This window comes from Streptomyces sp. CO7, assembly GCF_053474865.1.
In genome coordinates this window covers 322,818-323,283 of the sequence record NZ_JBRIOU010000004.1, presented here as the reverse complement: position 1 = coordinate 323,283, position 466 = coordinate 322,818, and the positions used below count along the sequence as shown (strand labels likewise).

Genomic DNA, 466 nt, shown 5'->3' with positions numbered 1-466 from the left:
GTGCGGGGCGACCTTCCGCATCGTCTCCAGACCCTGCTCGGTCAGCACGGCGAACAGCCCCCGCCGGTCCGACTCGCAGTTCTCCCGCCGCACCAGCCCCGCGTTCTCCATCCGCGTGATCTGGTGCGACAGGCGGCTCTTGGACTGCAGCGTCGCCGCGGCCAGGTCGCTCATCCGCAGCCGCCGCCCCTCCGCCTCGGAGAGGTTGACCAGGATCTCGTAGTCGTTCATCGTCAGGCCGAACGGCTGCAGGTCACGCTCCAGCTGGTGCGTGAGCAGCCGGTTGACCTCCAGATGGGTGCGCCAGGCGCACTGCTCCTCGGCCGTCAGCCACCTCGTGTCCGTCTCGCTGTCCATGAACCCCAGTCTACCTAAGATGTTGAAATCCGGACTACTGGGGGAGGTCCACCGGTCCACCGGAGGTGAACGCGGGACGGATCACACCGTCGGCCCTCAGAGACCGAAC

At 67.4% G+C, this 466-nt stretch carries 1 protein-coding gene; it reads right to left on the bottom strand.

The window, feature by feature from the left end; all coding sequences use genetic code 11:
- Nucleotides 1-357, bottom strand: a 357-nt coding sequence (locus ACOV8S_RS14165) for a MarR family winged helix-turn-helix transcriptional regulator (RefSeq protein ID WP_448318170.1), incomplete at its 3' end; no start/stop codon positions are given.
- Between the last annotated feature and the right edge of the window lie 109 nt (nt 358-466).